The sequence below is a fragment of the Sulfitobacter sp. F26204 genome, assembly GCF_026410305.1.
Taxonomy (GTDB): domain Bacteria; phylum Pseudomonadota; class Alphaproteobacteria; order Rhodobacterales; family Rhodobacteraceae; genus Sulfitobacter.
The window spans coordinates 625,296-651,008 of sequence record NZ_JAPMLQ010000001.1; the positions used below are offsets into that span (position 1 = coordinate 625,296).

30 protein-coding genes and 1 tRNA gene are annotated in these 25,713 nt (G+C 58.3%); 16 read left to right on the forward strand and 15 right to left on the reverse strand.

Going from position 1 to position 25,713, the window contains the following annotated elements; translation table 11 throughout:
- The first annotated feature begins 64 nt into the window (after positions 1-64).
- Both OS190_RS02955 and OS190_RS02960 read left to right on the forward strand, forming a co-directional pair.
- Positions 65-871 (forward strand): taurine ABC transporter ATP-binding protein, encoded by an 807-nt coding sequence (locus tag OS190_RS02955; protein ID WP_267157339.1) that lies wholly within the window; start codon positions 65-67, stop codon positions 869-871.
- Entirely contained in the window at positions 868-2,136 is a 1,269-nt protein-coding gene (locus OS190_RS02960) for an ABC transporter permease (protein ID WP_267157167.1), read from the forward strand. Before OS190_RS02955 ends, OS190_RS02960 begins: the two co-directional genes overlap by 4 nt.
- A 149-nt stretch (positions 2,137-2,285) precedes the next feature.
- On the opposite strand, the gene OS190_RS02965 is transcribed toward OS190_RS02960, so the two are convergent.
- Positions 2,286-4,388 (reverse strand): DEAD/DEAH box helicase, encoded by a 2,103-nt coding sequence (locus OS190_RS02965; protein ID WP_267157168.1) that lies wholly within the window; start codon positions 4,386-4,388, stop codon positions 2,286-2,288.
- A 210-nt stretch (positions 4,389-4,598) separates the two neighbouring features.
- On the opposite strand from OS190_RS02965, the gene OS190_RS02970 reads away from it, so the two are divergent.
- Positions 4,599-5,123 (forward strand): MarR family winged helix-turn-helix transcriptional regulator, encoded by a 525-nt coding sequence (locus OS190_RS02970; RefSeq protein ID WP_267157169.1) that lies wholly within the window; start codon positions 4,599-4,601, stop codon positions 5,121-5,123.
- A 190-nt stretch (positions 5,124-5,313) separates the two neighbouring features.
- Positions 5,314-7,479, forward strand: coding sequence for a selenide, water dikinase SelD (selD, locus tag OS190_RS02975; protein ID WP_267157170.1), 2,166 nt, complete (start codon positions 5,314-5,316; stop codon positions 7,477-7,479).
- Here selD and mnmH read toward each other — a convergent pair.
- A complete protein-coding gene (mnmH, locus tag OS190_RS02980) occupies positions 7,472-8,518 on the reverse strand; it encodes a tRNA 2-selenouridine(34) synthase MnmH (RefSeq protein WP_267157171.1) in 1,047 nt (348 codons plus the stop codon). The two genes, selD and mnmH, sit on opposite strands and share 8 nt — an antisense overlap.
- A gap of 165 nt (positions 8,519-8,683) precedes the next feature.
- Here mnmH and OS190_RS02985 point away from each other — a divergent pair, with 165 nt between their 5' ends.
- Entirely contained in the window at positions 8,684-9,313 is a 630-nt protein-coding gene (locus tag OS190_RS02985; RefSeq protein ID WP_267157172.1) for an MSMEG_1061 family FMN-dependent PPOX-type flavoprotein, read from the forward strand.
- 174 nt (positions 9,314-9,487) lie between these two features.
- On the opposite strand, the gene OS190_RS02990 is transcribed toward OS190_RS02985, so the two are convergent.
- Both OS190_RS02990 and OS190_RS02995 read right to left on the reverse strand, forming a co-directional pair.
- A tRNA-Ala gene (locus OS190_RS02990) sits at positions 9,488-9,563 on the reverse strand.
- Between the two features lie 93 nt (positions 9,564-9,656).
- The gene (locus tag OS190_RS02995) at positions 9,657-9,989 is read right to left on the reverse strand and encodes a TIGR02300 family protein (RefSeq protein ID WP_267157173.1); all 333 of its coding nucleotides are present in this window, start codon (positions 9,987-9,989) and stop codon (positions 9,657-9,659) included.
- Between the two features lie 122 nt (positions 9,990-10,111).
- Here OS190_RS02995 and OS190_RS03000 point away from each other — a divergent pair, with 122 nt between their 5' ends.
- Entirely contained in the window at positions 10,112-10,798 is a 687-nt protein-coding gene (locus tag OS190_RS03000; protein WP_267157174.1) for a M48 family metallopeptidase, read from the forward strand.
- Here the strand turns inward: OS190_RS03000 and OS190_RS03005 are convergent.
- From OS190_RS03005 to OS190_RS03015, 3 genes are read right to left on the reverse strand one after another with little or no spacing between them, the layout of a single operon-like run.
- On the reverse strand, positions 10,795-11,112 hold the full coding sequence (locus OS190_RS03005) for a DMT family transporter (RefSeq protein ID WP_267157175.1): 318 nt from the start codon (positions 11,110-11,112) through the stop codon (positions 10,795-10,797). The genes OS190_RS03000 and OS190_RS03005 overlap by 4 nt on opposite strands.
- Positions 11,109-11,333, reverse strand: a complete 225-nt coding sequence (locus OS190_RS03010; protein ID WP_267157176.1) for a helix-turn-helix transcriptional regulator — start codon at positions 11,331-11,333, stop codon at positions 11,109-11,111. Before OS190_RS03010 ends, OS190_RS03005 begins: the two co-directional genes overlap by 4 nt.
- On the reverse strand, positions 11,330-11,605 hold the full coding sequence (locus OS190_RS03015; RefSeq protein ID WP_267157177.1) for a hypothetical protein: 276 nt from the start codon (positions 11,603-11,605) through the stop codon (positions 11,330-11,332). Before OS190_RS03015 ends, OS190_RS03010 begins: the two co-directional genes overlap by 4 nt.
- A gap of 230 nt (positions 11,606-11,835) precedes the next feature.
- On the opposite strand from OS190_RS03015, the gene OS190_RS03020 reads away from it, so the two are divergent.
- Together OS190_RS03020 and OS190_RS03025 are read left to right on the forward strand one after the other, a co-directional pair.
- Positions 11,836-12,486: a GntR family transcriptional regulator gene (locus OS190_RS03020; RefSeq protein ID WP_267157178.1), complete on the forward strand. Its 651-nt coding sequence runs from the start codon at positions 11,836-11,838 to the stop codon at positions 12,484-12,486.
- A gap of 160 nt (positions 12,487-12,646) precedes the next feature.
- The gene (locus tag OS190_RS03025) at positions 12,647-13,099 is read left to right on the forward strand and encodes a GNAT family N-acetyltransferase (protein ID WP_267157179.1); all 453 of its coding nucleotides are present in this window, start codon (positions 12,647-12,649) and stop codon (positions 13,097-13,099) included.
- Here the strand turns inward: OS190_RS03025 and OS190_RS03030 are convergent.
- Positions 13,096-14,058, reverse strand: a complete 963-nt coding sequence (locus OS190_RS03030) for an acetyl-CoA carboxylase carboxyltransferase subunit alpha (protein WP_267157180.1) — start codon at positions 14,056-14,058, stop codon at positions 13,096-13,098. The genes OS190_RS03025 and OS190_RS03030 overlap by 4 nt on opposite strands.
- Positions 14,059-14,137: 79 nt before the next feature.
- Positions 14,138-14,734 carry a LysE family translocator gene (locus OS190_RS03035; RefSeq protein ID WP_267157181.1) on the reverse strand — a complete coding sequence of 199 codons (597 nt, stop codon included), beginning with the start codon at positions 14,732-14,734 and terminating at the stop codon, positions 14,138-14,140.
- Between the two features lie 72 nt (positions 14,735-14,806).
- Between OS190_RS03035 and OS190_RS03040 the strand changes: the two genes are divergently transcribed.
- The gene (locus OS190_RS03040; RefSeq protein WP_267157182.1) at positions 14,807-15,259 is read left to right on the forward strand and encodes an Lrp/AsnC family transcriptional regulator; all 453 of its coding nucleotides are present in this window, start codon (positions 14,807-14,809) and stop codon (positions 15,257-15,259) included.
- A gap of 19 nt (positions 15,260-15,278) precedes the next feature.
- On the opposite strand, the gene OS190_RS03045 is transcribed toward OS190_RS03040, so the two are convergent.
- Entirely contained in the window at positions 15,279-16,235 is a 957-nt protein-coding gene (locus OS190_RS03045) for an L-malyl-CoA/beta-methylmalyl-CoA lyase (protein WP_267157183.1), read from the reverse strand.
- A gap of 250 nt (positions 16,236-16,485) precedes the next feature.
- Here OS190_RS03045 and dgcN point away from each other — a divergent pair, with 250 nt between their 5' ends.
- The 3 genes from dgcN to OS190_RS03060 all read left to right on the forward strand — a co-directional run bounded on the left by dgcN (position 16,486) and on the right by OS190_RS03060 (position 19,443).
- Positions 16,486-17,487 (forward strand): N-acetyltransferase DgcN, encoded by a 1,002-nt coding sequence (gene dgcN, locus OS190_RS03050; RefSeq protein ID WP_267157184.1) that lies wholly within the window; start codon positions 16,486-16,488, stop codon positions 17,485-17,487.
- 56 nt (positions 17,488-17,543) lie between these two features.
- Positions 17,544-18,509, forward strand: a complete 966-nt coding sequence (gene dgcA, locus OS190_RS03055; RefSeq protein ID WP_267157185.1) for an N-acetyl-D-Glu racemase DgcA — start codon at positions 17,544-17,546, stop codon at positions 18,507-18,509.
- Positions 18,510-18,582: 73 nt separating this feature from the next.
- A complete protein-coding gene (locus tag OS190_RS03060) occupies positions 18,583-19,443 on the forward strand; it encodes a D-amino-acid transaminase (protein ID WP_267157186.1) in 861 nt (286 codons plus the stop codon).
- Here the strand turns inward: OS190_RS03060 and OS190_RS03065 are convergent.
- The gene (locus tag OS190_RS03065; protein WP_267157187.1) at positions 19,440-20,324 is read right to left on the reverse strand and encodes a calcium-binding protein; all 885 of its coding nucleotides are present in this window, start codon (positions 20,322-20,324) and stop codon (positions 19,440-19,442) included. The two genes, OS190_RS03060 and OS190_RS03065, sit on opposite strands and share 4 nt — an antisense overlap.
- 103 nt (positions 20,325-20,427) lie before the next feature.
- The gene (locus tag OS190_RS03070) at positions 20,428-20,739 is read right to left on the reverse strand and encodes a DUF1244 domain-containing protein (RefSeq protein WP_267157188.1); all 312 of its coding nucleotides are present in this window, start codon (positions 20,737-20,739) and stop codon (positions 20,428-20,430) included.
- A 205-nt stretch (positions 20,740-20,944) separates the two neighbouring features.
- Here OS190_RS03070 and pyk point away from each other — a divergent pair, with 205 nt between their 5' ends.
- Positions 20,945-22,390, forward strand: a complete 1,446-nt coding sequence (pyk, locus tag OS190_RS03075; protein ID WP_267157189.1) for a pyruvate kinase — start codon at positions 20,945-20,947, stop codon at positions 22,388-22,390.
- Positions 22,391-22,419: 29 nt separating this feature from the next.
- Positions 22,420-22,644, forward strand: coding sequence for a hypothetical protein (locus OS190_RS03080; RefSeq protein WP_267157190.1), 225 nt, complete (start codon positions 22,420-22,422; stop codon positions 22,642-22,644).
- Between the two features lie 17 nt (positions 22,645-22,661).
- Here OS190_RS03080 and OS190_RS03085 read toward each other — a convergent pair whose 3' ends face one another.
- Complete coding sequence (locus OS190_RS03085; protein WP_267157191.1) at positions 22,662-23,042, reverse strand: nuclear transport factor 2 family protein; 381 nt, start codon at positions 23,040-23,042, stop codon at positions 22,662-22,664.
- Between the two features lie 199 nt (positions 23,043-23,241).
- On the opposite strand from OS190_RS03085, the gene rpmI reads away from it, so the two are divergent.
- Together rpmI and rplT are read left to right on the forward strand one after the other, a co-directional pair.
- Entirely contained in the window at positions 23,242-23,442 is a 201-nt protein-coding gene (gene rpmI, locus OS190_RS03090) for a 50S ribosomal protein L35 (RefSeq protein ID WP_064224949.1), read from the forward strand.
- A 15-nt stretch (positions 23,443-23,457) separates the two neighbouring features.
- The gene (gene rplT, locus OS190_RS03095) at positions 23,458-23,823 is read left to right on the forward strand and encodes a 50S ribosomal protein L20 (protein WP_267157192.1); all 366 of its coding nucleotides are present in this window, start codon (positions 23,458-23,460) and stop codon (positions 23,821-23,823) included.
- Between the two features lie 96 nt (positions 23,824-23,919).
- On the opposite strand, the gene OS190_RS03100 is transcribed toward rplT, so the two are convergent.
- Positions 23,920-24,780, reverse strand: a complete 861-nt coding sequence (locus OS190_RS03100) for a glyoxalase superfamily protein (RefSeq protein WP_267157193.1) — start codon at positions 24,778-24,780, stop codon at positions 23,920-23,922.
- A gap of 238 nt (positions 24,781-25,018) precedes the next feature.
- Positions 25,019-25,696 (reverse strand): OmpA family protein, encoded by a 678-nt coding sequence (locus OS190_RS03105; RefSeq protein ID WP_267157194.1) that lies wholly within the window; start codon positions 25,694-25,696, stop codon positions 25,019-25,021.
- Positions 25,697-25,713 lie beyond the last annotated feature (17 nt).

The window sequence follows — 25,713 nt, forward strand, 5'->3', positions numbered from 1 at the left end:
TTTTGACGAAACCGAGGTGGGCGACCCCTGCCCTTTTGACCCCGACGGGATGGGACAGCATGGAATGACCGGACTCTCCATAGAAAATCTGTCAATGCGATTTGATTTGCCGGATGGCGGCACGGTTCAAGCATTGCAGGATGTGTCGATTGATTTGAAAGCGGGCGAATTGTTGAGCGTGCTGGGCCCTTCGGGGTGTGGCAAGACAACGTTGCTGAACATTGTTGCAGGGTTTCTGGCACCGACCTCGGGCGTGATGACCTTGAACGGCCACAACATCACCGGACCGGATGCAGAACGCGGGATGGTGTTTCAGCAGGGTGCCTTGTTCGAGTGGATGTCGGTGCGTGAAAATGTCGGCTTTGGTCCTTCGATGAAAGGCATGCCGAAGAACAACAAGAAAGAGATCGTGGATCACCTGCTGGATGTGGTGGGGTTGCAGGATTTCAAGGAAAAGGCAGTGTACGAACTATCCGGCGGTATGCAGCAACGTGTGGCGTTGGCCCGTTGTCTGGCAAATGATCCGGATGTGATCTTGATGGATGAACCATTGGGCGCGCTGGATGCCTTGACCCGCGAAAAGATGCAATCGCTGGTGTTGAAACTGTGGAAAGAGACCGGCAAGACGATCATCCTGATCACCCATTCCGTTGAGGAAGCGCTGTTGCTGGGCGAACGGCTGATTGTGATGGCCCCGCGTCCCGGGCGCATTCACAAGGAATACCGTCTGCCTTTTGCTGAGCTGGGTGTTGGTGCGGATCTGCGTGAGGTGAAGAAACATCCTGATTTCGGGCCCAAACGTGAAGAGATCCTGAACATGATCTGGGACATGGAAGAAGAGATTATGGGCACCACGGAGAATGCGGCATGATACCCCTGATTATCTATATCGCGATCTTTGTTGCGGCCTATTTCATTGTCACCAAATTGGTGCAGGGCGCAGGGACCAGAGATTATACCTCGTTGAAGACGGTAACCTTTGGCGATGAAAGCGCCGTCAGGCCCAACCGTGTCGCCGGCATCATTTCGATTTTCACGATCTTTCTTATGTGGGGGGTATTTACCGGGTCGACATTGTTGCCGAAGTTTCTGCATGCGCCCGCCCCCTTCATGGGGGAGACCAGTTTTACCTATACGGCGCAGGTGGAAGGGCAAGCCCCTGATGATGCCACGGTGACTGTCATCGTGCATCCTCGCGAAGAGGAGGTCGAGCTGCCCGAAATCGATCCGGGCGACGGCTTTGCCAAGAATGACGTCATATCGATTGCGCAGTGGCGGTCCGGGCTGGTGCGGGTTGATGCCAACGACGCATTGACCAAAAAAGATGGTGCAAAGGTCATCGCGATCAACGGGCAGAAGATTGCACCGGGCGGCACCGTGAAGACGGAACACGGCAAGGTAAAGCTTTCGGACAAGGGGACGCCGAATTTCACACCGTCCAAAGGCTGGCAAATGGAACCGCTGTATTTGCCGGCACCTGAAAAGGTCTGGGAACGGTCGGTGCAAATTGCATCAGAAGGCTTTCGCAACTTTTCGTTGCTTCAGCATCTGGGCTCCTCCCTGTTTCGGGTTGTTGTCGGCTTCTTGCTGGGCGCCATCGTCGGAATCCCGCTTGGCTATGCGATGGGGTTGAGCAACTGGTTTCGCGGCTGGTTCGATCCGATTGTCGAATTCATGCGTCCGGTGCCGCCACTGGCCTTGATCCCGCTGGTGATCATTTGGGCGGGTATTGGCGAGGCAGGCAAAATTATCCTGCTGTTTCTTGCGGCGCTTTGGATCATGGCGATTGCTGCAAGGTCCGGTGTGTCCGGGGTCAAGATCTCAAAGGTGCATGCTGCCTATTCGCTGGGCGCGTCAAAGTGGCAGGTCATGCGTTATGTGATTGTGCCCAACTCCCTGCCTGAAATTTTCACCGGTGCGCGTGTTGCAATGGGTGTGTGTTGGGGAACGGTTGTGGCGGCAGAACTGGTCGCGGCGGAACAGGGGGCGGGTATGATGATCATGACCGCATCCAAATTTCAGCTTACCGATATTGTGATCATGGGGATCATTCTGATTGGTGTGATCGGCTTTGGTATCGATATGCTGATGCGGGCGGCCGAGAAGTTTCTGGTGCCGTGGAAGGGTAAAGGTTGATCCAACCCTGAGTTAAGACGCCGATGTGATACGCAAACAAAAAGCGCCGAAGAGTATCTTCGGCGTTTTTCTTTTGTGCTGGGTGGTCCCGCTTTCTTTCAAAGAAAGCGGTCGGAACCTTTGAAAGTTTCCGGTCCTTGTGGCCGCTGTTACTTGCCCCGGCGCGGGGTGGTGGCCCCGCCTTTGTTCTTGGGTTTGCCGCCGGCTTTGCCGATCTTGTTCGGTGGGGTAAAGCGTTTGGATGGGTCTGTGGCGCGTTTGTAGGTTTTCGCGCCACCACTGCCTTCTTCGCGGGCTTTGAAGGGTTTGCCGCTTTTGGGTTTTGCACCGCGCGGGGCGTTCGCCTTGGGGCTGTCCTTTTTCCAGACCGCTTTGGCCTTTGGTTTTGCAGGCGCGTCCCCGTTTGCCTTTGGCCTTGGGGTAGCACCGGGTTTCATCGGGCTGCGCTCTGTCTTGTGAGACTTGGGCGGGCGTTCGCCTTTGGGCTTATCCGCATGTTTGTGTTTTGGTTTGTCGAATTTGGGCTTTTCCGCACGTGCCTCGCCCGCTGGGGCGTTTGCAGGGGCAGGGCGCGGTTTACGCGGGGCCGCTGCGGCATCGGGGTCATAGCTGGACTTGCGGTGTGGCGGTTTTGGGCCTTTGTCGGGGCGTGGCCCACGGTCCGACCGGCCACGGGGCAGATCGGGGGCCTTGTCGAGTTTGGTGACAATGGCACCGGCTTCGACCACGCGATCGGGGCCGATTGCATTCATAAATTTATCCGCTGAGGACGCGAGGATTTCGACAAAGCTGTGATCCTGCTGGACGCGTATTGCGCCGATGTCGTCCTTGGTCAGGTCACCCTTGTTGCAGATCATTGGCAGCAATGTGCGCGGTTCGGCTCCATCATTGCGTCCGGTTGATATCGAGAACCAGACCGATGGGCCAAAGGAAGGGCGCGGGCGATCGTCCTTGTTGCCCGGATCGGTGAGGTCTTCGGGGGCGGAGGCACGGGCACGATAAAGGTTCACGAAAGCAGTGGCGAGTTGTTCCGGTGTGAACCTTTCGGTGAGAGAGGTCACGAAATCCGCGGCATCACTTGGGGCGGGGTTCGACCATGCGGGATCGGCAAGCAGACGTTCTTCATCTGCGGCGTTGACCTCTTCGGCGGTGGGGGCACCTGCCCAGGTTGCAGAGAGCTTTGCCCAGCCCAACAGGCGGTTTGCTTTGGTCTTGAGTTTGGCGGGGACGATCAGGGCGGAGACCCCCTTGCGCCCGGCACGGCCGGTGCGCCCGGACCGGTGCAGTAATGTATCTGCGTTGCTTGGCAGATCGGCGTGGATCACCAGTTCGAGGTTGGGCAGGTCAATGCCGCGGGCGGCGACATCGGTGGCGACACAGACACGCGCCCGGCCATCGCGCAAGGCTTGCAGGGCATTGGTGCGTTCGGATTGCGACAATTCACCGGAAAGGGCGACCACTGAAAAGCCGCGGTTGGTGAATTTCGTTGTCAGGCGTGTCACTGCGGCGCGGGTGTTGCAAAAGACAATGGCGTTCTTGGCTTCGTAAAACCGCAATACGTTGATGATGGCGTTTTCTGTGTCGCGCGGATGCACGTTCAGAGCACGGTATTCAATGTCTGCGTGCTGTTTGGCCTCACCGATGGTGGCGATTCGCTGCGCGTCTTTCTGGTAGGATTTTGCCAGTTTGGCGATGGCAGCCGGCACGGTCGCCGAAAACATCAATGTGCGGCGGTCTTCGGGGGCTTCGGACAGGATGAATTCAAGCTCGTCGCGAAACCCCATGTCGAGCATTTCATCCGCTTCGTCGAGAATTACGGCGCGCAAATCGCTGAGGTCGATGTTGCCACGTTTGATATGGTCACACAGGCGACCGGGGGTAGCGACGACCACATGTGCTCCGCGATCAAGGGCGCGGCGTTCGCTGCGCTGGTCCATGCCGCCGACGCAGGTGGTCACCGTTGCCCCAGCCTTGGCATAAAGCCAGGTCAGTTCGCGGGCTACTTGCATGGCGAGTTCGCGGGTCGGCGCGATGACCAGTGCCAGAGGGGCATCGGCAGGGCCGAACCTTGGTGACTCTCCCAGCAAGGTTGGGGCCATGGCGAGGCCGAAGGCGACCGTCTTGCCCGAGCCGGTCTGAGCCGAGACCAGGAGATCGGCCTCGGTCAATGCCGGGTCGGTGACGGCAGTCTGTACAGCAGTCAGTGTTTCATAGCCTTGGGCTTCAAGCGCATCTGCGATTGTCTGGATCACGGGTTTCGTCCTGTTCTGAGGGGAGCCGAGCAACCTGCGCGGCAGCCTCAGGCCGGGGGCCGAGGCGTGTGTTTCGCCCGCCCTTAAGGGTTTCGCGCATGAATGTACATGGGTTTGTTTTCAGCGCCGGTCCCCACCTGATATGGCGAGTTGACATGAAATGCGAAGTTTCTCAACTAAATGGCATTCTGTTGCGCCTATGGAGGACTTATGACCGGTGGATTGGAGACGAGAGTCGATGGTGCCGGGCATGTGGGCAAACATCCGGTTGTCGAGACGATAGAGGAAGTGTTTAGCTTTAGATTGCAGCGACTTGTCGCTGTTGAAGAGCGCGTCGCGCAGGGCAGGACATTGCGTTTTTTTGACCTGAGCACGAATGAATGGCGGTTGCTGGCACTGGTGCAGGGGCGCGCGCCAGCCCGTGCGCGTGCCTTGGCGGATCTGTTGTTGATGGACAAGAGCCAGACAAGCCGGGTTGTCAAATCACTGCTGGCCAAGGGGCTATTGTTCACCTCGCCCGACCCGGATGACGGGCGTGCCAGCGTGCTGGAGCTGACAGGCAAGGGGGCGAAACTGTATATGCGGGCATTTGCGGAAGTCATGCGCAACAATCAGCGTATGCTGGAAGTCTTGAGCGTTGAGGAAGTGCTGGCCTTTGATTTGATACTGGCCAAGCTGACCGGGCGCTGTTGTGACTTGCTTGATGCGCGGCTGAAGCGACGGTTGACGCGCTAGGCCAGGTTTTAACCGGAAGCTCCGGTGCGATCACCCCAAGGGGATTTCAATGGCGGCCTGGATGCGCATACTGGTATGGGACAAGCGCGGGGCAAGCCCGCATGCGATTTTATTGATTTGCCTTTGGCAAATCGGGATTTGAGGCTCTGCCTCAAACTCCGCGGTATTTTGGGCCAAAAAGAGAAGTTTCGTGTTGAATACTGTGCCTTTTACGCGTGATCTGGTGTTGGTCGGAGGTGGGCATGCTCATGCGCTGGTGTTGCGGGCCTGGGGGATGAATCCCATGCCGGGGGTGCGGGTGACGCTGATCAATCCGGGGCCGACAGCACCCTATACGGGGATGCTGCCCGGCTATGTGGCAGGGCATTACGGCCGTGATCTTCTGGAGATTGATCTGGTTCGTCTGTGCCGCCATGCCGGGGCACGTCTGATTCTGGACAGAGCTGTGGGGATTGACCGGCACCGCCGGGAGGTGATTCTGGCGGATCGGCCTGCGGTGGCTTATGATGTGGGGTCGATCGATGTGGGGATTACGGCGCAGCTGGATGTCGCCGGATTTGCCGTGCATGGGATCGGGGCCAAGCCGCTGGATGGTTATGCGGCCCGATGGCGGGAATTTCTGGCGCAGGTCACACGGGGTGACATTGATCCTGTGGTGGCGGTCATCGGTGGCGGTGTGGCGGGCTGCGAACTGGCCATGGCGATGGCTTTTGCCCTACGCGGTGCGGGGGTGGAACCGCGTGTGACGGTCATTGAGGCAGGCCCACAGGTGTCAGGAATGGGCGCGCAGGCGCGGCGTCATGTCCTGGACGCGATGGCGGATCTTGGCATCGCCCTGCGGGTCAATGCCGAGGTGCGTGAAGTCACGGCGGGTCAGGTGGTGATCGAAGGGCAGGCAGCGGTGCCTGCGGCGCTCTGCGTGGGGGCAGCCGGAGCCTTTGCCCAGGAGTGGGTCGCCCGCACGGATTTGCCGCAGCAAGCGGGATTTATAGAGGTTGGTCCCGATCTGGGGGTCTCGGGGGATGCGGCATTGTTTGCGGTGGGCGATTGTGCGGTGATGCCGCATGCGCCGAGACCCAAGGCGGGGGTTTTTGCGGTGCGGGCGGCACCGGTATTGCACCGCAATTTACGGGCCGCCCTTAGCGGCGGTCGGCGCAGGAAATGGACACCGCAAAAGCACTATCTGAAACTGGTTTCGCTGGGGGAAAAGTCTGCCATCGCGGAAAATTTCGGGCTGGCATTGTCGGGGCCGTTGCTTTGGCGCTGGAAGGACCGGATTGACCGCAGGTTCATGCAGCATTTGCGGAATTTGCCGGCGATGGTGGCCCCGGCGGCAACCGGCGTGGCAGCATTGGGCGTTGCCGAGATGATGGCGGCCAGGCCTCTGTGTGGCGGCTGCGGTGCCAAGGTGGGCGGAGGTGTGTTGACCGGTGCCTTGGCGGGAATCGCGCGTGGGAGCGGGGAGGTGGTGACTGGTACCGGCGACGATGCGGCAGTGCTGCGTCAGACGGGGGGCGGGTTTCAGGTGATCAGCACCGATCATCTGCGCGGTCTGATCGAAGACCCCGCCCTGATGGCGCGTATCGCGGCAGTTCATGCCCTGGGTGATGTCTGGGCGATGGGCGCGCAGCCGCAGGTGGTGCTTGCCTCGATCGTACTGCCGCATATGTCGGCGGTATTGCAGGCGCGGATCCTGAAGGAAATAATGCGCGAAACTGAAGCAGTGGTTCAGGCGGCGGGAGCGCAGTTGGTCGGGGGGCATACGACCATGGGGGCGGAGCTGACCCTTGGGTTCACGGTGACGGGCACGCGCGAGAAGATGCCGCTGACCGTGTCTGGGGCGCAAGCGGGAGACGTATTGATTCTGACGCGGCCGATCGGATCAGGGGTGATCATGGCGGCGGATATGGCAGGACAGGCAGAGGGGCGCGATGTGGCAGCGGCCCTTGGTGTGATGGCCAGCCCGCAGGATCGGGAGGCAGAGGTTCTGGGTAAGGTCGCCCATGCGATGACGGATGTGACGGGCTTTGGATTGGCGGGGCATGTGCGGGCGATCTGTGTGGCGTCGGGGCTGGATGCGGTGCTGCAGGCGGAGGCGATACCGGTTTACGCGGGGGCACGGGCCTTGTCACGGGCGGGAGTCTCTTCGAGCTTGATGCCCTCCAACCGGGTGGATGCGCCGGTTGCAGGCAAGGATGACCCGTTGATGCATGATCCGCAGACGGCAGGGGGGTTACTGGCCGCTGTGGGGCAGGATCGGGAAGGAGAAGTCAAGGCGGCCCTGCAGGCGCGGGGATGTTGCGGTGTGACCATCGGTCGACTGTCCCGGGGCAATGGCCGTGTAGAGCTTAGGTGACTTCGGCGCAGATGGCTTTGGCGGCCTTTGCGAGGGTTGCCTCGTCGAGGTCGGGCAGATCAACCTGTTTGATGGTCCGCTCCCCGACAGGCGTGGATTTGGCATAGCGCGGATCGTAATGCGCCGAAATCAGCCCTGCGGCGAGGGAGACCCAGTCGCGGTTTCGGGCCTGGGCGTGCCAGCTGTCGATGTGGCTGGCTGAATGATAGGGGCGCAAGCGGTCGATCAGACCGGCCAGTTTCGCGGCGTCCTGGGTCAGATCGCCATAGGCGCGGCAGAGGAATTCTGCGCGCGCGGTAATCGGCGCGGTTATCCGGATCTGTGCCGCCCTGTTCATTGCGGTCCAGAGTGCCGGGGGAATCAGGCGTGCGCCGATCTTGCTGCTTTCTGCTTCGACAAAGGTAATCCTGTCGGGATCGAGCGTGCCCAGCGCGGCGGCAATGCTGCTTTCGAACATCTTTTGCGCCGGCTGCGCCTTTTCAATGCTGCCAAACAGTGATCCGCGATGTGCGGCCAGACCTTCGAGGTCAAGAATTTGTGCATCCTGTCGGGCAAGGTGGTGCAGCAGGGCGGTTTTGGCCGTTCCGGTGCCGCCCTGGATCAGGCACATGCGATGGTTGACCGGGGCTTCATAGAGGGTATCGACGACGGCGCGGCGATAGCTTTGATAACCGCCTTGAAGCAGGCGTACACGCCAGCCGATCTGATCGAGAATCGTTGCAAAGGCAGCGGAGCGTTGTCCGCCGCGCCAACAATAGACCAGTGGCTGCCAGGCACCGTCCTTTTCCGCGAGTGAGCCCTGGAGATGACGGGCGGTGTTCTGAGCAACCAATGCGCCGCCGGTCTTGCGGGCGTGGAAGGGGGAAATGCGGGCGTAGATCGTACCTATCTGTGCACGCTCTGCGTCATCCAGCACCGGCAGATTGATGGCACCGGGGATGTGATCCCTGGCAAATTCGCAAGGGGCCCGCACGTCGATGATTGTGTCAGCGGTCAGGGTTTGCAGATCAGCCAGCCTGTTGAGGATGAAGGGGGTCATGGGATGCCTTTGCGCAGCATGCGCTTGAGCGGCTGTTTAGCGGGTATGGGGCAGAGGGCCAAGTGGGGTCGTGTCCGGTGCGCGCAATGCCCTGTGCGCAATAATTGCTTTGCGGACCGTGCGGCGGTCGTTAGGGTTGTTTTCATTTTCCGACTGGAGGGTCCTGTGCTTAGCGTTGATGAGGAGATCAGAACTGTTGAGCGGCTGCGGGAGCTGCTGCCGACGGAAGGGTTTGTGAATACCTTTCTGAAGGTGAGTGACCGGCTGAATGATGTGGCCCGCAGGTTCATCGGACTTGCGCCCTTTGTCATCGTGGCGACAAAATCGTCGGAAGGGTTGATTGACGTTTCGCCCAAAGGGGACCCTGCCGGTTTTGTCGAAGTCTATGACGATCGGACGCTGATCATTCCTGACCGGCTTGGCAATCATCGGGTCGACGGGTTTCAGAACTTGCTGGAAGACCCCAATGTGGCGCTTTTGTTCATTGTGCCCGGTCATGGTGATACGCTGCGTATCGCAGGCAAGGCACGCATCGTTCGGGATGCTGCCATCAGCAAACGCCACGGGATCAAAGGACGTGAGCCGCTGCTTGCGCTGGTAATTGATGTCGAAGAGGCGTTCATGCATTGTTCGAAATCGCTGATCCGGTCACGTCTGTGGCACCCGGACGGATGGCCGGAACGCAAAGCGGCACCGACATTGGCTGAATGGGTGTTGGCAACGGTTGACCGTGATCAAACGCTGGACGAGGTGCAGGAGGATCACAGCGCGGATGAAGCGGCCCGTCTATATTAGAGACTGGTATCAAGCCATGCGGAAACTGCGGGGCTGCTGCCCGAACCAGATTGTAGGGCGCAAAACCGATTCCCGCGGAATCGAACTGTTGTCACAGACTGGCGGCAGAGCGGATGGAGGTCAGTCAGCCTTGAAACAGGCCCAAGACGTTTCACCAACTTCACAGGAAGGAAATGGTGGAGCATAGCGGGATCGAACCGCTGACCTCCTGCATGCCATGCAGGCGCTCTCCCAGCTGAGCTAATGCCCCATTGGGCCGTGGCCCAGGGTCGTGGCGCGTGACTAGTGCCTAGTGCGGGCGGGATCAAGGGAAAAATTCTTTCCTTGCCCGCCCAGCGCGAAATTAGTCGTCGTCGGGTGTCGCAACGTCGGCGATATCGTCCAGTGGAACGGTATCATCATCATCGTCGTCATCGTCGAGGATATCGTCGTCGAGGTCCACATCCACGTCATCCTCGTCGTCGAGTACTACATCCTCGTCGGTTACATCCTCCGCGTTCTTTGCCTTGGCTGTTACCGCATCTTCGGCATCAGCGGCGATCATCCGCGACTTGGCTGCGTCGATCTCCAGTACCTCGCCGGTATAAGGGCTGATGATGGGATCTTTGTTCAGGTCGTAGAACCGCTTGCCCGAGGTCGGGCAAAGACGTTTGGTTCCCCATTCTTCCTTGGGCATGAAACACCCCTTCTTAAAATTTCATTTGCTTGGTGATGTTGGTCTAGCTGATTCAGGGCAATTGCCATATGAGGGGGGGATAGTCAAAGGCTTTAGCCTCCGCTGCCTCGAGAGCCCCTCCATTGAACGACATAACCTTGCCCGGCACCCCCCCTATTGATCTGATTTTGCGCCGTTCCGCCCGTGCGCGGCGGATCACGCTGCGGATTTCGCAATTGGACGGGCGCGTGACCCTGACCGTGCCCAAACGGCTGGCGGCACGGGAAGCGGTCGCTTTTGCCCGCGCGAAAGAGGGGTGGATTCGTGATCATCTTGAGGCGCGGGGGGCGGATGTGCATGTGGGATTGGGGACAGAACTGCCGTTGGGTGGTCGCCTGTTGCCGGTGGTGGCGGGCGTGGGCAGATCCGTGCAGATTGGCGAAACAGGGATTGCGGTTCCGGGACCGAAAGAACGTGTAGGCGCGCGGCTGGGTGCCTATCTGAAACAGGTGGCGCGGGACCGGCTGGCGGGGGCCTGCGATGATTATGCTGCAAGGTTGGGGCGGCCCTATTCGCGGATCACAATGCGCGACACGCGGTCGCGATGGGGATCCTGTACCAGTGACGGCGGGCTGATGTTTTCCTGGCGTCTGATCATGGCCCCGCCCGAGGTGCTGGATTATGTTGCGGCGCATGAGGTCGCGCATCTGGCCGAGATGAACCATTCGCCCGCGTTCTGGGCGGGAGTGGAGCGGATTTACGGACCGTACAAGGCACCACGTGGCTGGTTGCGACAGAACGGGAACATGCTGCACCGGTATAAGTTCTAGGCGAGTTTTAGCATCGTGATTCCCGCGATGATCAGGGCGATTCCGGCAAGGCGCGCGGGCGTGGCCGCATCGCCAAACAGCATGATGCCGGCCAATGCCGCGCCAATGATACCGATTCCGACCCAGACGGCATAGGCGGTACCCAGCGGCAAGTCTTTCATCGCGGCGGCAAGCAGCCAGAAGCTGATGAAAGCGGCCACACCGGTCAGCACGCTTGGCCCGATTTTGGTGAAGCCGTCGGAGGCTTTCATCGCACTTGCCCAGATGATTTCGAACAGGCCGGCAATGATAAGAAGGAGCCATGGATTGCTCATGTTGTTTCCTTTGGATTGGTGTTTTCGGGCAGAACAAACAGATCATGCACACTGACTTCCAGCCTGGCGGCAAGCTTCAGGGCCAGCACCGTTGAGGGCACAAAGACGTTGTTTTCTATGGTGTTGATGGTTTTGCGTGACACGCCAACAGCCTGAGCCAATTTCGCCTGCGTCAGCCTAGCGGTCTTTCGGTGTTCGGCAAGATGGGTGATCAGGGTCATTTTCGCCTCCACAGTTCAAGATACATATGAGTCAACGGTTTCACGACCGAGATCAGCATGAGCGTGACGGCCAGTTGCTTGGCACCGCCAAGGTCGGCCTGCCATATCAATACCCTCGTGATGATTGCAGTCCAGAACCCAAGATTTTCGGCGCTACGCCGGTCGGCTTGATCGATTTCGACCGGCGATGCAACGGTGTTGCAAGAGCCTGCAAAGAAGGTGGTCAGGGTAAAGATCACGGCGATGACAATGCCGCGGTGATCATGGGCCAATGGGGCAGCCCTGCAAATGTTGCGCCGAATAAAGTTGCAAGCACATAGGCGGCACAGATGATCCCTGCCACTGCAAGGCCGATGGTTCTGATTTTCACGAAGGCTTGTGTCGAGATCTTGTTGGAGTCGTTCATCATGTAACTTGCAGGTGACATAGGGCTGAAAACTAACGCCAAGGTTACTTGTTATATTATTCTTGACGGGTTCTGAGATTGTGATCACATGGAGGTATGACCCTGACCGCCCGCCCTACAGAAGCCACCACAGTGGCCCATGACCGCGTGTTCCGACATCTACGCAGCCGGATCATGCATGGGGATCTGCCGCCCGGTCAGGCCTTGACCCTGCGCGGGATCGGCAAGGACTATAACGTGTCGATGACACCTGCGCGTGAGGCGGCACGGCGGTTGGTGGCCGAAGGGGCGCTGACCATGTCGAGTTCGGGACGCATTGCCACACCGGAACTGAGCAACGACCGGATCGAGGAGCTGGCCGCGCTGAGGGCGCTGTTGGAGGTCGAGCTTGCCAGCCGTGCCTTGCCGCGAGCGCATATGGCCTTGATCGAGCGGATGCAAATCATCAACACGGCGATTGCCGATGCGGTGCAGCGTGGTGATGCAGTTGCCTATATCCGCACCAACCTAGAGTTTCACCGCACGCTTTACCTGCGTGCGCAGGCCCCCGCGATGCTGGCCATGGCAGAGACCGTGTGGTTGCAGATGGGGCCGACGATGCGTGCCCTTTACGGCCGTTTGCGCCGTACCGAGCCACCGCAGTTTCACCGGTTGATCCTTGCCGCACTCAAGGCGGGGGATGAACCGGGGTTGCGGCTGGCGGTGAGGTCGGATGTGACGCAGGGGCTGCGGATGTTGGCGGGTTGACCTGAGGCTGCGGGTTTTGCATGGTTCGCGCATGTCTATGCCATTGCATATCTGTTCTTATCGTCGCTTTCCCTGATCGCGGCCAATTTCCCTATTCAAGAGATACCAGCCGCCACTTGCGCGGTTTTTTCGTTTGTGGCGTCCGGTTTGGAGACCTCAAATGACAGAAAGTTCAATTCGACCCGTTGAATCTGAAGACCTGCCTCTGGTGCTGGACATGGTGCAGGGTTTGGCCGCGCATCACGGGGATGCGGCGCAGGTTACCCTGTCCGATCTGGCGCGTGATTGTCTTGGCACGGAACCCTGGTTGCGGGTTTTGGTCGCGCAAGAGGGCAGGGCGCTCTTGGGGTATACGGCATTGTGCCCGCTGGCGCAGTTGCAGTTTGGTGTGCGCGGGATGGACATGCATCATCTGTTTGTTCAGCCGAAGGCGCGCGGCGCTGGTGTCGGGCGGGCCTTGATTGCGGCATCGCTGGCGCTGACCAAATCACTTGGTTGTCGGTATTTGACTGTTGGGACGCATCCTGGAAACAAGGCCGCCGCGGCCATCTATCAGGCCGCGGGGTTTGAAAGCCTGGCACCGCCGGGGCCGCGGTTTCGGATGAAGTTCTAGGCCGCCAGCCCCTTGGCACCCATGTCCAGATATTTACGACGACGGTCTGCAATCAGCGCCTTGGCATTTTTGCCGTCCAATTCCGCCAACATTTCCTCGATCGCGGTGCGCACCGATTCGATCGCGGCCTCCGGATTGCGGTGGGCACCGCCTTTTGGCTCAGGAATGATGCGGTCTGTGACGCCCAATTTGCGCAGGTCATCTGCTGTCAGGCGCATGGCTTCTGCCGCTTCGCGCATTTTCTCTGAATCTTTCCACAGGATCGAGGCGCAGCCTTCCGGGGTGATCACGGAATAAACGGAATGTTCCATCATTGCGACGCGGTTGGCGGTGGCGAAAGCGACGGCGCCGCCGGAGCCGCCTTCGCCAATGATCACGCTGATCAGTGGCACGCCGATTTGAAGACATTTCTCGGTCGAGCGGGCAATCGCCTCGGACTGGCCGCGTTCTTCGGCACCTTTGCCGGGGTATGCACCTGGGGTGTCGACCAAAGTGATCACGGGGAGGTTGAACTTGTGTGCAAGCTCCATCAGGCGCACGGCCTTGCGGTACCCTTCGGGACGGGCCATGCCGAAGTTTCTTTCGATTCGCGATTTGGTATCGTTACCTTTCTCATGACCGATCACGACAACAGGCTGATCGTTAAACCGCGCCAGACCACCCATCACCGCCAGATCGTCGGCAAAATTACGGTCACCGGCAAGGGGGGTGAATTCACTGAACAATGCTTCGATGTAGTTCTTGCAGTGGGGGCGTTCTGGGTGGCGGGCTACCTGGCACTTGCGCCAGGGTGTCAGCGAGCCATAGAGATCGTCGAGCATTTTGACGGCTTTGGCGTCCAGCGCCTTGGCCTCTGCGGTGATGTCCATTTCCTCGTTTGCGCGGGCCAAAGCGCGTAATTCTTCGGCTTTGCCTTCAATCTCTGCAAGTGGTTTTTCAAAATCGAGGTATTGTGTCATTTTGGTCTCCGCCTTTGGGCATCTATATGGCGGCTGCGCAGAGGGTTTGCAATCAATAGCACGGCACCCGTGGCGCCTATCACCCCATTTGCAGCAAAGGATAAAGCGATGCAATCAACAGCGCGGCCATTGTCCAGTTGAACAGGCGCAAACGTCCGGGGTTGGTCAGGAAACGCGCCATTTGCTGACCCATAACGGTCCAGAAAGACACGGAAGGCAGGTTTACCATGGCAAAACACAGCGCCCCGATAAGCAACATCCATGCGCCATTGTCGGCGACATAGACTGTGATGGCCGTCAGGGCCATTGCCCAGGCCTTGGGGTTGACCCATTGAAAACTGGCAGCTTGAAGGAATGTCATTGGGCGGCTGTCGATACTGCGGGTTCTGATCGGGGCGGCATTTGCGATTTTCCATGCCAGATACAACATATAGGTGACACTGGCGAATTTCAGCAGGGTGTAGGAGATGGGAAAACGCTCAAAGACCTGCGCAAGGCCCATGCCCGTCAACAGCATCATGACCGCAAAACCTACAGAGATCCCCAACATATGCGGCACGGTGCGTCGGAAACCGTAGTTTGCGCCCGAGGCCATGAGCATCAGGTTGTTTGGCCCCGGTGTGGCAGAGCTGACAAAAGCGAAGAGCGCAAGCGCGGGGAGGATTTCTATGTTCATGCGCAATGTTTGACATGTATACGCTGGCAGGTAATTGTGAATCTACGCCAAATTTCGGAAATATCACAATAAATGATGGGCTTGGATCAAATTTACGAAAGTATATTGCGCGAGCTAGGTCGTGATGGCCGGATCAGCAACATCGAGCTGGCGAATCGCGTGGGCCTGTCGCCCTCTGCCTGTTTGCGCCGTGTGCAGGAACTGGAGCGGCGCGGCGTGATCACCGGCTATCGTGCGGTGCTGGACCGCGCGGCGATGGGGGCGGGGTTTGTCGCCTATATCGGAGTGGGGTTGAATGATCACTCAAAGGCCAGTCAGGAGGCATTTGAAAAGGCGATTTCGGCGGCCCCCGAGGTACGGGAGTGTCACAATATTACGGGAACAATCGAATATTTGCTGCGTGTCGAATGTGCCGATCTCAAAGCCTACAAGAATTTTCACACCGATATGTTGGGGGCCTTGCCGCAGGTGAATGGAATCACCTCTTACGTGGTTATGGGGTCCCCCAAGGACGAGCGGGCCTGAGCCCGCCTGCAGGACTGGATCAGCCGGCCAGCATTTCGGATTGGTGCACGATCACTTCGGCCTGTTTGATGCTGGCGATGTCCACCAGACGGCCTTTGTAAACGGTTGCGCCTTCGCCGTTGGCCTTGGCGGTTTCCATTGCAGCGAGGATTTCGCGGGCTTCGGCGACGGCCTCTTCGGAGGGGGTGAAGATTTCGTTGGCCAGGGCGATTTGTTTGGGATGGATCGCCCATTTTCCGACCATGCCAAGGGTTGCCGAGCGGCGGGCCTGAGCGCGATAACCTTCATCATCAGAGAAGTCGCCGAAGGGGCCGTCCACCGGCAATACCCCATGGGTGCGGCAGGCGGCCACAATCGCCGCCTGTGCCCAATGCCATGGATCGGACCAGTGTTGCGTGCCATCGCGCAGCATATAGTAGTTTTCCTGCGTGCCGCCGATGCCGGTGGTCTGCATCCCCATGGAGGCGGCAAAATCGGCGGCGCCGAGGCTCATCGCCTCGAGGCGGGGGGAGGACGCGGCGATTTCTTCCACATGGGCGATGCCGGCCGCGGATTCGATGATCACCTCGAACGAGATGCGTTTCTTGCGGCCCTTGGCAGCCTCAATCGCAGTGACAAGCGCGTCGACGGCGTAAACATCTGCAGCGCAGCCCACCTTGGGGATCATGATCTGGTCAAGCCGGTCGCCCGCTTGTTCCATCAGGTCCACCACGTCTTTGTACCAATAGGGGGTGTCGAGCCCGTTGATGCGCACCGACAGCGTTTTGCTTCCCCAGTCGATGGTATTCACCGCGTTTATGACATTGGCGCGGGCGCTGTCCTTGTCCGAGGGGGCGACGGAATCTTCAAGATCAAGGTTGATCACATCTGCCGCCGAGGCCGCCATTTTGGCAAAGAGTTTGGTGTTGGAGCCGGGGCCGAAAAGCTGGCAGCGGTTGGGGCGTGCAGGGGCGACTGGCTGAATGCGGAATGACATGGCGGGGTCCTTTGCTGCGACATATTATTACGATAATTCACTGGTTCGCTGGTATTAAATTGCGCGTCGACCTGCAAGCCGCATTTCGCAGGCGCAGCATTCTTCACAGGCTTTCGCGCAAGTATATTGTGGAATGGGATCTTTGTGCGGGACATTCTTGCAGGAATGTGGCCAATTGCGCCCGATGCGCGATAGATTTGCAGGGCATATTGGTGAATATGATGCGAATCCATGTACGAGAGGAAATGCCATGATCGAAACACCCTATTTGCTTTTCTTGGGCGATGCGCCTGACCAGTTGGCTGCGAAGGTGGCGCAGGGGATCAAGGATTGGCGCCCGGAGAATGCCGTGGGCCAGTTCCGGCTTGCGGGGTGTGCGGCGACTGTCGGCCTGAAGGATATGACATTGGCCGAAGCCAAGGCGGCGGGGGCAAAGACACTGGTTATCGGTGTGGCAAACCGCGGCGGGACAATTTCACAGGCATGGAAAGAAGTCCTGATTGAGGCGTTGGGAATGGGCTTTGATCTTGCATCGGGGCTGCACAACCTGCTTGGCGATGAGGGGGATCTGGTTGCCGCCTCGCAGGTCAATGGGCAGACCTTGCATGATGTACGTGTACCAAATGTGCAATATCCCATTGCAGATGGCACCAAACGTCGCGGGAAGCGGGTTCTTGCGGTCGGGACCGATTGTTCCATCGGCAAGATGTATACGGCGCTTGCGCTGGATGCGGCGATGCAGAAAAGGGGGATGAAAAGCACCTTTCGTGCTACAGGTCAGACCGGGATTCTGATCACCGGGTCCGGCGTCCCGCTGGATGCGGTGATCGCGGATTTCATGGCCGGTGCGGTGGAATATCTGACGCCGGACAACGACGATGATCACTGGGATATTATCGAAGGTCAGGGCAGTCTGTTTCACGTCAGCTATTCCGGTGTGACGCTGGCATTGATCCACGGTGGCCAGCCTGATGCGCTGATCCTTTGTCATGAGCCGACACGCAAGCATATGCGCGGGTTGCCAGGTTATGGATTGCCGACAATCGGGCAGGTGGGTGAGCTGGCCCTGACCCTGGCGCGGGTTGCGAATGCGCAATGTCAGATTGCCGGGATTTCGATCAATACGCAGCATCTGTCTGCGCAGGAGGCGCAGGCCTATTGTGAAAAGATCGAGGCGGAGTATGGATTGCCTACCGTTGATCCCTATCGCCACGGTGCTGAGCGGTTGGCGGAAGCGCTGGAAAAACTGTGACACCTGTGGGTGTCGGGATTTCGGACGGTATATAAGGCCAAAAAGAGGAGCAAGAGATGCGCATAGAGGTGACACCGGACATTTTCAGATTGGCGGAGGTGTTTACCATTTCACGGGGATCGCGGACCGAGGCCAAGGTGCTGACTGTTCGGGTTTCGGACGGGACGGTGACAGGCCGGGGCGAATGTGTGCCCTATGCGCGCTATGGCGAAACGCTGGAATCGGTAACGGCACAGATCGAGGGGTTAACTGGGGAGGTGACCCGTGCCGGTCTTTATGACCTGTTGCCGGCGGGGGCAGCACGTAATGCGGTGGATTGTGCCCTGTGGGATCTGCAGGCCAAGCAGACCGGCAAGCGGGTTTGGGAATTGGCGGGGTTGCCTGCGCCCAAGCCTGCGATAACCGCCTTTACCCTGTCATTGGCCGAGCCAGAGCAGATGCGGGCGCAAGCGGCCAAACATGCGCATCGGCCGTTGTTGAAGATCAAGCTTGGTACGCCGGACGACATGCCGCGGCTGGAGGCCGTGCGAGCGGGCGCGCCGGAGTCGACGATCATTGTGGATGCGAACGAGGGTTGGACGGCAGAGGTTTATGCGGATCTTGCCCCGCATTTGCTGCGTCTTGGTGTTGCACTGGTTGAGCAACCCCTGCCGGCTGGTCAGGATGATGCCCTGATCGGGCTTGCGCGTCCTGTGCCCGTATGTGCCGATGAATCTGCGCATGATTGCAGCACCTTGCCCAATCTGAAGGGAAAATATGACGTGGTGAACATCAAGCTGGACAAGACCGGGGGGTTGACCGAAGCGTTGAAATTGCGGGCCGCGGCCCTAGCCGAGGGATACGATATTATGGTCGGCTGCATGGTTGGATCGTCGCTTGCCATGGCACCGGCAACCCTTGTGGCGCAGGGGGCCAAGGTTGTGGATCTGGACGGGCCGCTTTTGTTGGGCGAGGATCGTAGGCATCCATTGAAATTCGACGCTGACGGGGTCCACCCGCCTGCAGTCGCGCTTTGGGGCTGAAGCAAGCCCGGAACCTGTGCCAGTGGCAGGGTTCCAATGAGGAACGGGCGCTGCCCCAAGGAAAGGAATACAGATGAGAATAGTTTATGTGAACGGTGAATATCTGCCGGAGAATGAAGCACGGATTTCGATCTTTGACCGTGGGTTTCTGATGGCGGACGGGGTTTACGAGGTGACCTCGGTACTGGATGGCAAGCTGATCGACTATGACGGGCATGCGGTGCGGTTGAACCGGTCACTTGAGGCCTTGGAGATGCGCAACCCGATCAGCAAGGATGACCTCCTGGAAGTGCACCGGGAACTGGTGCGGGTGAACGAAATTGATGAAGGTTTGATTTATCTGCAGATCACGCGGGGGTCTGACGGCGACCGTGATTTTGTCTTTCCCGATCCCGAAACCACGGTGCCGACGATTGTTCTGTTCACCCAGGCAAAGCCGGGACTGGCGGAAAACCCGGTGGCTGAACGTGGGATCAAGGTAATCTCGATCGAAGATATTCGGTGGGGGCGCCGCGACATCAAGACGGTGCAACTGCTCTATCCGAGCATGGGCAAGATGATGGCCAAGAAGGCGGGCTGTGATGATGCCTGGATGGTGGAAGACGGCTGTGTCACCGAGGGTACGTCGAACAACGCCTATATCGTGAAGGGCAACAAGATCATCACGCGGGCTTTGAGCCACGACATTCTGCACGGGATCACACGGGCGGCGGTCATGCGCTTTGCCAAAGAAGCGCAGATGGAAGTGGAAGAACGTAATTTCACCATTGATGAAGCCAAGCAGGCGGACGAGGCTTTTGTCACCTCTGCGAGCGCCTTTGTGATGCCGGTGGTTGAAATTGATGGTGTGGCACTGGGCAGTGGTAAGCCGGGGCGGGTCGCACCGCGCCTGCGCGAGATTTACCTAGACGAAATGCGCAGGGTGGCGGTCTAAGTTTCCATAAGCTCTGGCAGGGTTGTGACATAGGTCTGGATGAACGGAATGTCGGCGGCGGTCAGCCCTGACAGGGTGGCGACATCCTGATTGTCGACGGCGGCGTGGATCAGGCCAGATTGCGGATCAAAGGTAAAGCGCACCGTCGGGTCGACGGGGGCTTGTTCCATGAACACAAGGCTGAACAGGTCGTCGCGCAGGTCGAAATCGGTGACGACGACCGGGGCACCGGGGGTCTGGAGCGCGGTTGCGACAACAAATGAATCCTTGCCTTCGCCACCGGTCAAGATGTCGCCGTCGTCCCCGATAAGCGTATCATTGCCGTAGCCCGCATGCACGGTATCGGGGGTGCCTGCGTCCTTTGGGTCAAGGGTGCCGTCGTCCTGCAACCCGTCTATGGTGATAATTGTATCCGGTCCAAGATCGCCGTGAATGTGGTTGTTGCCCTGGGTGTCGATCAAGGTATCGGCCCCGTCACCGCCACGGATAAAATCATCACCGGCATCCTGAGCGAGACCGGAGGGTGCAGCGGTGGTGTCATCGCCGTCCCCGAGAAATATCCTGTCATCGCCCGCGCCGCCCCAGCCGGCGTCGTTACCCGCGCTGCCGAATAGGCGGTCGTCGCCGATGCCACCTTCGAGCGTGTCGTCGCCGTCGTGGCCGCCCAACAGATCATTGCCCACAGCGCCAAAGAGATAATTGTCCAGAGCGTTCCCCTGCACATGATCCTTGGCATCGGTACCGTCAAAACTGGCGGTGGTTTCCGAGAGAGTATGCTCAACCGGGGGGTCGTCTTCCGGGGTGTCGTCCTTTTCGGAAGACAACAGCTCTATCGCGAGGCCAAGGCCAAGGAGAGAAGGAAGAAGGATGAGTTCCAGCACCGGCGTCACCTTAAGAAATGGCTAACGTGCCTATATGTGCTGGGGATTGTGGCAAGAGGTTTCGGAGAATGGGGCGATTGTGCGATTTCGAAAACGTGGGCCGCTATGCCTTGCCCACATTTTCGGTAAAGGCTTTCTTGAAGGCTTCTTGCTGTTCTGGCTTTGCCTCAGTTTGATAGTTCGCTTTCCAGTCGTCCATGGACATGCCGTAGAACAATTCGCGCGCTTCCTGTTTGCCGATCTCGACACCGCCTTCGGCGGCTGCTTCTTGATACCAGCGTGACAGGCAATTGCGGCAAAAGCCGGCCAGGTTCATCATGTCGATGTTTTGTACATCGGTGCGGTCCTGCATCAGATGGCGTTGCAGACGGCGGAAAGCCGCAGCCTGAAATTCGATTTCTTGTTGGCTTGGCATGGAAAACTCCTTTGTCCTCAAGCTGGGGTGGCAAGGGGCTGCTGTCAAGTTGGCGCGGGGTCTGGCGGCTCAATTGGCGCTGGCCGTGCTTTCATATTTGTGAAATCTTTGACAGGCACTACAGTAGTGTGTAGGCGGTAATGAGCAAATGTTAACGCTAACATAGAATTTGGGTACTGGCTGACGACCAGGAAGGATGCACATCATGAGACGCCTGCGGAACGTAAAGATTGTAGCAACGCTTGGTCCGGCCTCGGACAGCTATGACATGATCGAGGCGCTGCACAAGGCCGGGACGGATGTGTTTCGCCTGAACATGAGCCACGGCAGCCATGATGAAATCCGTGAAAAGCACCGGATCATACGTGAGGTAGAGAAGAACCACCAAAGCACGATTGGTATTCTGGCGGATTTGCAGGGGCCGAAACTGCGGGTTGGCGTGTTTGCAGGGGATAGTGAAACACTCGTGGCGGGGGCGCATTTTCGTCTGGACCTGGATGAAACCGAGGGGGATGCCGGACGTGTATGTCTGCCCCATCCCGAAATCTTTGCGGTGTTGAAGCCGGGCGCGAGCCTGTTGGTCAATGACGGCAAAATCCGTCTGAAGGTGATTGACTGTGGTAAGGATTTTGCTGATTGCGAAGTGGTGACCGGCGGAGTGATTTCCAACCGGAAGGGCGTGAATGTTCCTGATGTGGTATTGCCATTGGCTGCCCTGTCGGAAAAGGACCGCGCCGATCTGGAATTTGTCTGCGAATTGGGTGTGGACTGGCTTGCCTTGTCGTTTGTTCAGCGGCCGGAGGATGTGACCGAGGCCAGGACCCTGGCCAAGGGGCGTGCGGCGTTGTTGTCGAAGATCGAAAAGCCATCAGCGGTGGATCGGTTCGAAGATATTCTGGCGGTCAGCGATGGTATCATGGTGGCACGTGGCGATCTGGGTGTGGAGTTGCCGGTACAGAATGTACCGCCGATCCAGAAACGCATGGTGCGGAAGTGTCGCGCAGCGGCCAAGCCGGTGATTGTTGCGACACAGATGCTTGAATCAATGATCGAAAGCCCGATGCCGACCCGCGCTGAAGTCAGTGACGTGGCAACGGCGATCTACGAGGGGGCGGATGCGGTGATGTTGAGTGCAGAATCCGCCGCGGGGGATTATCCGATTGAAGCGGTGACAACGATGGACAATGTCGCGCGGGAGGTCGAGCAAGACCCGACCTATACCGAGATCATCGAATCTTCGCGCAAAGCCGACCGAATGACGGTGGCCGACGGTATCGTCGCCGCGGCGCGTGAGATTGCGGAAACGACGGACATCAAGGCCATCTGTTGTTTCACGCAAAGTGGCACAACCGCATTGCTGACGGCCCGCGAACGGCCCCGTGTACCCGTGATCGCGCTGACCCCTTTGATTGGAACTGCACGTCGTCTGGCACTGAGCTGGGGCACAAATTGTGTGATTACGGGCGATGTCGACAGATTCAAAAAGGCGGTGGTTTCAGCGGTGCGGGCAGCGCGCGACGGAGGATTCGCAGGCGAGAACGATTATGTTGTCGTGGCTGCGGGTGTGCCGTTCAACGTTCCGGGCAGCACAAACATTCTGCGCGTCGCCCCCTGCGACGAACGTTTGATCTTTGCCGCTGACCCGGAGTAGTATTCGAGCAGTTGTGCCAGGAGGATACTATGGACCCAGACCTTGCTTTGTCACTTGGGCTCGTCATTGCGGCGTTTTCGGTGCCATCCATTTTGTCAGCGATTTCTGACCGGCGTGCGCCGCGTGCCTCTGCGGTGACGATATTGATCGGCGGCGGTCTGGTCCTCTGGGCGTTGCAAACCAAACCGGGCGGCTACACCTTGGGGCAGGTGCCCGATGCCTTTGTTTCCGTGGCAGCGCGTTATCTGCCCTGAAGCGGAGGTTTGGAAAATCATTCGACCAGCGGCGTGTCCTGACTGAAGATGTTGATCCAGCGGTCGCCGTCGTTTTGCCAGATTGAGCTGACAAACATGACTTCGTTTTGGTCGTTGGATGAACGCCGAAAACAGGCGCGGTAACTGATCAGCGCATGCTCAGGGCCAAGCGGCAAAACCTTGATGTCGTGCATGTCATAGCCAAGCACCATTGCACCATTGGCCAACTGCCCGCTGTGATCCTGTTTGGTAGCGAATCCGTCTGAATAGACGCCCAGAAACGCATCGCCCAGCAGTGTCTCATCCGCGCTTACGTCACCGGACACCAAGGCATCCCAAACCTGTTGTTCATAACGGGTGATGGTTGCAAGCAGGGTTCGGGTTGTTTGCTCTGTCATGGCGCCCAATGGATTTGACGATCAAAGTGGGTGCAGATGCGGAAGCTGGGTAGAACTTTGCCCGCAATCTGCAATGTGACCCTGCATACCTCTTGCCAAAATGGCAACACCCTCCTATACGCCCAATTTCAACCCGTGCGGCCGGCCTATGTGGCATGCCGAGTCGCGCGTTAACCGAACTCAACAAACGGAGACGGAAATGCCTAAGATGAAGACGAAATCGAGCGCCAAAAAGCGCTTCAAGATCTCGGCGACCGGCAAGGTCATCGCGGGTCAGGCTGGTAAGCAGCATGGCATGATCAAACGGACCAAGAAGTTCATCCGTAACGCACGCGGCACGACAGCATTGTCTGCGCCTGATGCAAAGATCATCAAGGGCTTCATGCCCTACGACCGCTAAGATAGGAGACCTAGCATGGCACGAGTAAAAGGTGGGACAGTTACCCACGCCCGTCACAAGAAGATCGTCAAAGCCGCCAAAGGTTATTACGGTCGTCGTTCCAACGTCTTTAAGGTCGCCACACAGGCGGTCGACAAGGCCAACCAATATGCAACCCGCGACCGCAAGAATCGCAAGCGCAATTTCCGCGCCCTGTGGATCCAGCGGATCAACGCGGCAGTGCGTTCACATGACGAAGCGCTGACGTACAGTCGTTTTATCAATGGTCTGAACCTGGCCGGCATCGAAGTGGACCGTAAGGTTCTGGCCGATCTGGCGGTGCATGAGCCCGAAGCATTTGGTGCGATTGTGAAAACAGCACAGGACGCGCTGGCAGCGTAAGCGCTGTACTAACTCAAGACAATGAAAAAGCCGCGTTCTGAAAGGAGCGCGGCTTTTTGCTGTTGTGGGTAAGGCCGGATGAAATCTTGGTTTTAATCAGCGATGAATACGCAAACTCTCAATCAACCCAAGCGGATCTGTACTTCGCGCGACATAGAGCGTTAAGCCGTTTCTCCCATTAACGCTCTCATGCACGACGTTTGCCATGCGCGTTTTTGCATCCACAAAGTGCTCAGAAGTTTGGAAGGGCTTCTTTTCTTTGGCGTGCCAAAAGCAAGTCAGTTCTTCACTATCGACAAACTTCTTCTTCTTTATCCCTTCGAGCAAAGGCTCGTAGAAGGCTTCGGGATGTGTGTCGAATCCCAAGCGTTCAAGCCAGACTAGAACCGCCCCGAAAGCGGCGGGTCGAAGTCCTTGGAAACCGGTGACGGAGGTCTCGCGTGCCCCTGGGCGGTGGAATCGAGACACGGTCTTAACTTTTGAAATTTTGAGAATGCCCTCTGACCCCATATCAAAAATCATACCGCCAAGGTCGACGTCCAACGTGTCGAGGTATTCTTCGAGGGCAATCGTGGAAATGATCTCGTCCTTGAGTAGTGTCTTGGCTTTGGCCAACGTTTTGGCGTTGACCTTTGTGTTTTTTGCACGCTCAAGACCGCTCCAAAGTGCTTGGAGTACTCGCTGTTCGACATGGTTTCCAGGGAGGGACTTTGGCGTGGTATCTGCGGGTTCAGCGCCCGAAGTCATATTAGCATCTATCGGCGCAAGAATGCTTTTTGAGTTACCGATAAGAGAGTTGAGCCGTCCCCAATCCGGTTCGCCATGCACTCGGGCGATTAGCTCCAAGGCTTGTCCGTGTCCGATTGCGTAATTTGGGGCGAGGGCGGTTCGTAGGCGCTTTGCCTGTGCCTTTGCGATAGCGGGAGTGGCCGGAAGGCCCATTGATTGATCTGTCATGATCGTCCTTTGCTAAGGGTCATCGAAGTCGAGGGCTCGGTCCATTACCGCCACGAAGACCCAAAAAAGGGTGCTATGCTGCGACTTTAAATGCATATGTTCTTCGAAGGGTAACCCCGGACCGGAACGGCCATATGCTGCCTGAATATAGGTGGCGATTTTCCAGCCTAGAATCAAGTGCTGATAAGTCGGATTAATTCCTGCCCTGCCCAACAACCTGACAACGGATCTATTGTCATCAGGGTTTGCGCATGACCCTGAAATCAACACGGCGGTCGGCGTTGTCTTCTTCATCGGATCCCTGGGACAGGGGTTCGCGCGCGCCGAGACCGATGGCTTCGACGGACGATGGATCGACGCCGAGCATCAGCAGGGTATCCAACGTGCGGTCGGCGCGTTCCCAACTGAGCGCGAGGTTCACGGAATCTTCGCCGCTGCTGTCCGCATGTCCCGCCACCATGACATAGGCAGCATCGCATTCCATGATCGCCTCGCTTATGCGTGAGAGGAGGGCGGCATTTTGGGCCTCAACTTCGCTGCTGCGCTGTTCGAAAGCGATGGAAACAGGGCGCAGGAACTGCTCAAGCCCGTTGACGCAATCAGGTTCGGGCGTTGTTTTCCGGGCGGTGAAAACGACGGTGCCATCAGGCGGTTCACTGTGGCTAAGGCTATTGTCGGAAAGACCGAAGGTGGCGGGTGGTGGCGGCGCGACAAGCTGTGCCATCGCCCTGGCGGTGGCTGCGCTGGTGGCGGTCTGCTGTATCTCTGAACCATCCTGCGCCGCGAGGCGGAGACCGCTGATCATTGCCACCGCCAGCAGCATTGCGCCAACACCCGCAATAATCGCACGGATCGTGCCGGGCCGTCCCTGGCGCGGCGCAGACGTGACTTGGGCTTTGGGACGAAACAGGGACACGGTTGCTCCTTGGGGTG

Bases quoted from the DNA above. Each gene is read 5' to 3' on its own strand.
- OS190_RS02995 (WP_267157173.1), bottom strand. From the start codon at position 9,989: ATGCCCAAGGAAGAATGGGGAACCAAACGTCTTTGCCCGACCTCGGGC.
- OS190_RS03020 (WP_267157178.1), top strand. From the start codon at position 11,836: ATGACCCTGACCGCCCGCCCTACAGAAGCCACCACAGTGGCCCATGAC.
- OS190_RS02960 (WP_267157167.1), top strand. From the start codon at position 868: ATGATACCCCTGATTATCTATATCGCGATCTTTGTTGCGGCCTATTTC.
- pyk (WP_267157189.1), top strand. From the start codon at position 20,945: ATGAGACGCCTGCGGAACGTAAAGATTGTAGCAACGCTTGGTCCGGCC.
- OS190_RS03100 (WP_267157193.1), bottom strand. From the start codon at position 24,780: ATGACAGATCAATCAATGGGCCTTCCGGCCACTCCCGCTATCGCAAAG.
- rplT (WP_267157192.1), top strand. From the start codon at position 23,458: ATGGCACGAGTAAAAGGTGGGACAGTTACCCACGCCCGTCACAAGAAG.
- OS190_RS03010 (WP_267157176.1), bottom strand. From the start codon at position 11,333: ATGACCCTGATCACCCATCTTGCCGAACACCGAAAGACCGCTAGGCTG.
- rpmI (WP_064224949.1), top strand. From the start codon at position 23,242: ATGCCTAAGATGAAGACGAAATCGAGCGCCAAAAAGCGCTTCAAGATC.
- dgcA (WP_267157185.1), top strand. From the start codon at position 17,544: ATGCGCATAGAGGTGACACCGGACATTTTCAGATTGGCGGAGGTGTTT.
- OS190_RS02955 (WP_267157339.1), top strand. From the start codon at position 65: ATGACCGGACTCTCCATAGAAAATCTGTCAATGCGATTTGATTTGCCG.
- OS190_RS03080 (WP_267157190.1), top strand. From the start codon at position 22,420: ATGGACCCAGACCTTGCTTTGTCACTTGGGCTCGTCATTGCGGCGTTT.
- OS190_RS03030 (WP_267157180.1), bottom strand. From the start codon at position 14,058: ATGACACAATACCTCGATTTTGAAAAACCACTTGCAGAGATTGAAGGC.
- OS190_RS03025 (WP_267157179.1), top strand. From the start codon at position 12,647: ATGACAGAAAGTTCAATTCGACCCGTTGAATCTGAAGACCTGCCTCTG.
- dgcN (WP_267157184.1), top strand. From the start codon at position 16,486: ATGATCGAAACACCCTATTTGCTTTTCTTGGGCGATGCGCCTGACCAG.
- mnmH (WP_267157171.1), bottom strand. From the start codon at position 8,518: ATGACCCCCTTCATCCTCAACAGGCTGGCTGATCTGCAAACCCTGACC.
- OS190_RS03005 (WP_267157175.1), bottom strand. From the start codon at position 11,112: ATGAGCAATCCATGGCTCCTTCTTATCATTGCCGGCCTGTTCGAAATC.
- OS190_RS03085 (WP_267157191.1), bottom strand. From the start codon at position 23,042: ATGACAGAGCAAACAACCCGAACCCTGCTTGCAACCATCACCCGTTAT.
- OS190_RS03040 (WP_267157182.1), top strand. From the start codon at position 14,807: ATGATGGGCTTGGATCAAATTTACGAAAGTATATTGCGCGAGCTAGGT.
- OS190_RS03045 (WP_267157183.1), bottom strand. From the start codon at position 16,235: ATGTCATTCCGCATTCAGCCAGTCGCCCCTGCACGCCCCAACCGCTGC.
- OS190_RS03070 (WP_267157188.1), bottom strand. From the start codon at position 20,739: ATGCCAAGCCAACAAGAAATCGAATTTCAGGCTGCGGCTTTCCGCCGT.
- OS190_RS02970 (WP_267157169.1), top strand. From the start codon at position 4,599: ATGACCGGTGGATTGGAGACGAGAGTCGATGGTGCCGGGCATGTGGGC.
- OS190_RS03060 (WP_267157186.1), top strand. From the start codon at position 18,583: ATGAGAATAGTTTATGTGAACGGTGAATATCTGCCGGAGAATGAAGCA.
- OS190_RS03035 (WP_267157181.1), bottom strand. From the start codon at position 14,734: ATGAACATAGAAATCCTCCCCGCGCTTGCGCTCTTCGCTTTTGTCAGC.